4 protein-coding genes are annotated in these 5,043 nt (G+C 70.8%); all 4 read right to left on the minus strand.

What is annotated here, in order from left to right:
- Window positions 1-281 precede the first annotated feature (281 nt).
- Window positions 282-1,016, minus strand: a complete 735-nt coding sequence (locus H5J33_RS23135) for a transglycosylase SLT domain-containing protein (RefSeq protein ID WP_181796826.1) — start codon at window positions 1,014-1,016, stop codon at window positions 282-284.
- A 381-nt stretch (window positions 1,017-1,397) separates the two neighbouring features.
- Window positions 1,398-2,723: a PhoH family protein gene (locus H5J33_RS23140; RefSeq protein WP_181796827.1), complete on the minus strand. Its 1,326-nt coding sequence runs from the start codon at window positions 2,721-2,723 to the stop codon at window positions 1,398-1,400.
- A gap of 348 nt (window positions 2,724-3,071) precedes the next feature.
- Complete coding sequence (locus H5J33_RS23145) at window positions 3,072-3,845, minus strand: isoprenyl transferase (protein WP_181796828.1); 774 nt, start codon at window positions 3,843-3,845, stop codon at window positions 3,072-3,074.
- Window positions 3,846-4,566: 721 nt separating this feature from the next.
- On the minus strand, window positions 4,567-5,043 hold a 477-nt coding region (locus tag H5J33_RS23150), incomplete at its 5' end, for a methyltransferase domain-containing protein (protein ID WP_181796829.1).

The following is a 5,043-nucleotide window of genomic DNA, read 5'->3' on the forward strand; positions in this document are numbered from 1 at the left end:
CCGTGGCACTGTGCCTGGCCGGCTTCGTGGTCCGCTCCTTCTCCACCTCCGCGCGGCGCTCGTCCAGCCGCTCGCTCATCTCGGCCAGACCACGTCCGATCCGGCCCAGCCATCGTGGCACTCGCGCCATGCTCCGTCCTCTTCCCCCGCGTCCCCGCGTACTCGCCACCACTCACCCGTGGAGTCGTCCGCGTACGACCGTACAGGGCGAAAGCCCCTCCCCTGAGGACGGGGAAGGGCTGCGCGAGGCCGAGCCGGGGCCGGGCGGGCCGGCGGGTGGCCTAGTACCAGTGGTTGGCCTGCCAGAACGACCAGGCCTGGCAGGGGCTGCCGTACCGCTCGTTCATGTAGTTGAGGCCCCACTTGATCTGGGTCGCCGGGTTGGTCCGCCAGTCGGCGCCGGCCGAGGCGTACTTGCCGGCGGGCAGGGCCTGGAAGAGACCGTAGGCACCGGAGGAGGCGTTGACCGCCTGGTAGTTCCAGCTGGACTCGTGGTCCACGATGTTGCTGAAGCACTGGAACTGGCCGCCGGCCACCATCTGGCGCGCCATCGCCTGGATCTGCGCCGCGGTGTAGCTGCCCTGGACCGGGAAGCTGGAGGAGTCGCGGACGTCGGTCCCGCCACGGCTGGCCGCGGCCTTGGCCTCGAGGCGCTCCTTGGCCTCCTTGGCGGCCTCGGCCGCCTTCTTCTCGGCGGCCTCCTTCTTCGCGATCGCGGTCTCGGCGGCCGCCTTGCGGGCCGCCTCCTCGGCGTCCTTCTTGGCGCTCGCGTCCGCGGCGATGGCCTGCGCGTCGGCCTGCTGCGTCAGGGACGCGGTCTGCACCTGCGCCTGCTGACCCGCGGGTATGTCCGCGAGGAGCGTGGTGTCGGCTGCCGTCGCCTCGGCGGCGTCGTTGGTCTGCGCGGTGCTGCCCGAGGCAACGCCGACGACGCTTCCGACAGCGGTGACCGCGGTGGCCGAGGCCACTGCGAATCCCCGGACCGAAATCCGGCTCACACGGTTTCCTTCCAGCATCGCCCGCTTCGGTGACCCTGGCGGACGCGATCGTGCCCCTGACACTGGCCTCCCAACTGCGGGGTCACGGGAGGCACGGGCCCGGTGGGCAACTCCCCTGCGGGGAGCGCCGCGTGGTGCGCGGGCGGCATACGACGACTCTATGGAGTTGGTGGGGCCTGCGGGGCGCCGTGCCGCTGGGGGCACGACTGTGTCGTATGCGGGGCCTGACAGGAACGAGACTCTGCCGTAACCGGACGCCGCGTGGCAATTCTGTGTTGAGTGTGAAAGCTCACATCCCGTTTGGCCCTGGGGATTTCAGGAAAGTCCCACGCATGACGGCGCCGCCCGGCTAGGCTCTTGAGCCTTTGCCGGACGGCGCCAAGTGGCGGAGGGGCCGGATCAGATGTGGCCGTCCTCCAGCATCTCGGTCACGAGTGCGGCGATCTGGGACCTTTCGGACCGGGTCAGCGTGACGTGGGCGAAGAGCGGATGGCCCTTCAGCTTCTCCACCACGGCGACCACGCCGTCGTAGCGGCCAACGCGCAGGTTGTCCCGCTGGGCCACGTCATGGGTGAGGACCACCCGTGAGCCCGCGCCGATCCGGGACAGCACGGTCAGCAGGACGTTCTTCTCCAGCGACTGCGCCTCGTCCACGATCACGAACGCGTCGTGCAGCGAGCGGCCGCGGATGTGGGTCAGCGGGAGCACCTCGAGCATTCCGCGCGCGGTGACCTCCTCGATGACCTCGCGGCTGGTGACCGCCGAGAGGGTGTCGAAGACGGCCTGCGCCCACGGGCTCATCTTCTCCGCCTCGGTGCCCGGCAGATAGCCCAGTTCCTGCCCGCCGACGGCGTACAGCGGCCGGAAGACCATCACCTTCTCGTGCTGACGGCGCTCCAGCACCGCCTCCAGGCCCGCGCACAGCGCCAGCGCCGACTTGCCGGTGCCGGCCCGGCCGCCCATCGAGACGATCCCGACGTCCGGGTCCAGCAGCAGGTCGAGCGCGATGCGCTGCTCGGCGCTGCGGCCCTTGATGCCGAACGCCTCCCGGTCGCCGCGCACCAGGCGGACGTTGCCCTCGGCGGTGACCCGGCCGAGCGCCTTGCCGCGCTCGGACTGGATGGTCAGGCCGGTGTGCACGGGCAGGCCGGCCGCCTCCGGGACGTACACGTGTCCTTCCTCGAAGAGGATGTCCACCTGTTCGCCGGGCAGGGTGAGTTCCGACATCCCCGTCCAGCCGGAGTGCTCCGTGATGGCGAGTTCGGCCCGGTACTCCTCGGCGAGGAGACCCACGGAGGACGCCTTGATCCTCAGCGGCAGGTCCTTCGACACGACGGTGACGTCGTACCCCTCGGCCTGGAGGTTGCGGGCCACCGCGAGGATGCGGGAGTCGTTGTCGCCCAGTCGGTAGCCCGTGGGCAGCACGCTGGGGTCCGAGTGGTTGAGCTCGACCCGGAGCGTTCCGCCGAGGTCCCCGGTCGGGATGGGGGCGTCGAGGCGGCCGTGCCGGACCCGGTAGTCGTCCAGCAGGCGCAGGGCCTGCCGGGCGAAGTAGCCGAGTTCGGGGTGGTGCCGCTTGGCCTCCAACTCCGTGACCACCACGACGGGGAGCACGACCTCGTGCTCCTCGAAGCGGGTCAGGGCGTTCGGGTCGGCCAGCAGGACGCTGGTGTCGAGAACATAGGTGCGCCGGTCGGGCTTGTGGCGCTTTGTGCTGGTCACCACGGAAGGACGTACCCCCTCGGATGTGGTCGGGGAGCGACGAGGAGTTGCTGGACCGGTGTCTGGCCCCCGCGCGCGGCGGGCCGTGAACCGGCCCTCCGCGGCTGATTCCGTGCTGTGACCGCACGGTCGGGCTGGTGCAAAGGGCCTCCCGGGCGGACGGCCCCGAGCCGTCCGCTGAGAACCGACGCCCGTGGTTCGGGTGTCGACCTGTTGGGTTTATGCCCTCGAACACGCGCCGCCATGCAAATGCGGCCATCGGCGGCCCGGTGAACTCCTTGTTACGTCCGCGCCAATCGGCGGACACGACGACGCCCCGTCACCGGGCGGTGACGGGGCGGTGCGGGCCGGTCAGCCGCCGTAACGGCGGTGACGTGCGGCGTAGTCGCGCAGGGCGCGCAGGAAGTCGACCTTCCGGAAGGCCGGCCAGAAGACCTCGCAGAAGTAGTACTCGGAGTGCGCGGTCTGCCAGAGCATGAATCCGGACAGCCGCTGTTCGCCGCTGGTGCGGATGACGAGGTCCGGATCGGGCTGGTCGCCGGTGTAGAGGTGACGGCCGATCATGTCGACGTCGACGGACTCGGCGAGGTCCTCCAGCGACACGCCCCGGTCCCGTGCCTCGTGCAGCATGGAGCGCACGGCGTCGGCGATCTCCTGCCGGCCGCCGTAGCCGATGGCCACGTTGACGAGTATGCCGTCGTTGCGGGCGGTGGCCTCCTCGGCCTCCTTCAGCGTGCGCTGCATGCCGGCGGGCAGCAGGTCCATCGTGCCGACGTGGTGCACCCGCCAGCGGCCGTCGGCGGCGAGGGTGCGCACGACGTCCTCGATGATGCCGAGCAGGGGGACCAGTTCCTCCTGCGGCCGGTCGAAGTTGTCGGTGGACAGCAGCCACAGCGTGACCACCTCGACGTCGGTCTCGGAGCACCAGCCGAGGAATTCCCCGATCTTGTCGGCACCGGCCCGGTGCCCGTGGACGGTGCTGGAGCCGGACGCCTTCGCCCAGCGGCGGTTGCCGTCCATGATGACGCCGATGTGCTTGGGCACCTGAGCGTGATCCAGGTGACCTTCCACCCGGCGTGCGTAGAGCCTGACGAGCAGACCGCGCAGCTTGTCGCGCAGGTTCACGTGACCCTCCGGGGGTTGGGCGCGGGGTAGGGGGGTGCCGGAGCCGTAGGGGGTGCCGGAGCCGTCGAGCCTACCGCTGCCTCGGGCCCGGTCCGGTCCGGGGTTTGGCCACGCGGCGGTGCCGTGACGCCGCCGGGGCCGCGCCCCTTCGGGGAGACGCCGGGCCGGGGCCGGGCGGTTCCGGAACCCCGCCGTCCTCCGCCATGAAAAAACGGGCCGGTCCGTGGGGGGGGATACGGACCGGCCCGAGGGGGGGTTTCCACCATAACCCTTCGTAAGTGATGGTGGGTGCATCGGCGCCCGACAACTACTCTCCGGAATCACATGGCGACGTTGGGACGGTCGCGGAATGCGGGATTCAGGGGTGTTCCCGCGGCGGTTCACAGTGGATTCCCAGGTGAATGCGGCCGGATGCAAATGGATTCGCAAGGGTTAGGCCGTACTGGGGGAATCAGCGGGATGTCGTCCCGGGTCCCTCCGATGGGCGACCCCGACGGTGCGGGGCGGACTTGACCGTTCCGCTACGGTGCCGGGGCGGGGGCCGGCGGCTTCACGGCACCGCGCGGCCCCCTCCACCGCGCGCTGCCGACCGCGCGGCTTTGCCGTCGCGAATTACGTTGGTCTGAACTTATGTGACGGGCGGGGCGCATGTGAACCCGGGGCGATAACAATGTGGAAACCCGGTGCCTTCCGCGTTACGACTCGCCGGATCGCGTACGTGTCAGCGTTCCGGCTTGCGCACGTCGAAGAGGTGCCGGGCGCTGTGCGCGACGAACGGCCCCTCGTTCCGGATCCGCTCGTGCAGGGCGCGCAGCCGTGGCTCATGGGCCTCGACCGTGAAGCCCGGGACCATCCAGACGACCTTGCGCAGGAAGTGGACGACGGCGGCGATGTCGTGGAACTCCATCCGCAGCCGCTCCGCCCGCAGGCCGGCCACCTCCAGCCCCGCCGCCTCGGCGTCGGCCCGCTCCCGCTCGGGATCACGGGCGCGGCGCACCTCCTCCGGCTGGGGACCGAGGAAGTACTCGACCAGCTCGAAGACGCTGGCGGGTCCCACGTGCTGGGCGAAGTACGTGCCACCGGGCCGCAGCACCCGGGCGATCTCCGCCCAGTGCGGACGCACCGGGTGGCGGCTGAGCACCAGGTCGAACGCCTCGTCGGCGAAGGGCAGCGGCGCGTCGTCCGGGGCCGCGACCAC

Source organism: Streptomyces sp. WELS2, assembly GCF_013870595.1.
In the GTDB taxonomy this organism is placed as follows: domain Bacteria; phylum Actinomycetota; class Actinomycetes; order Streptomycetales; family Streptomycetaceae; genus Streptomyces.

Bases quoted from the DNA above. Each gene is read 5' to 3' on its own strand.
- H5J33_RS23135 (WP_181796826.1), bottom strand. From the start codon at position 1,016: ATGCTGGAAGGAAACCGTGTGAGCCGGATTTCGGTCCGGGGATTCGCA.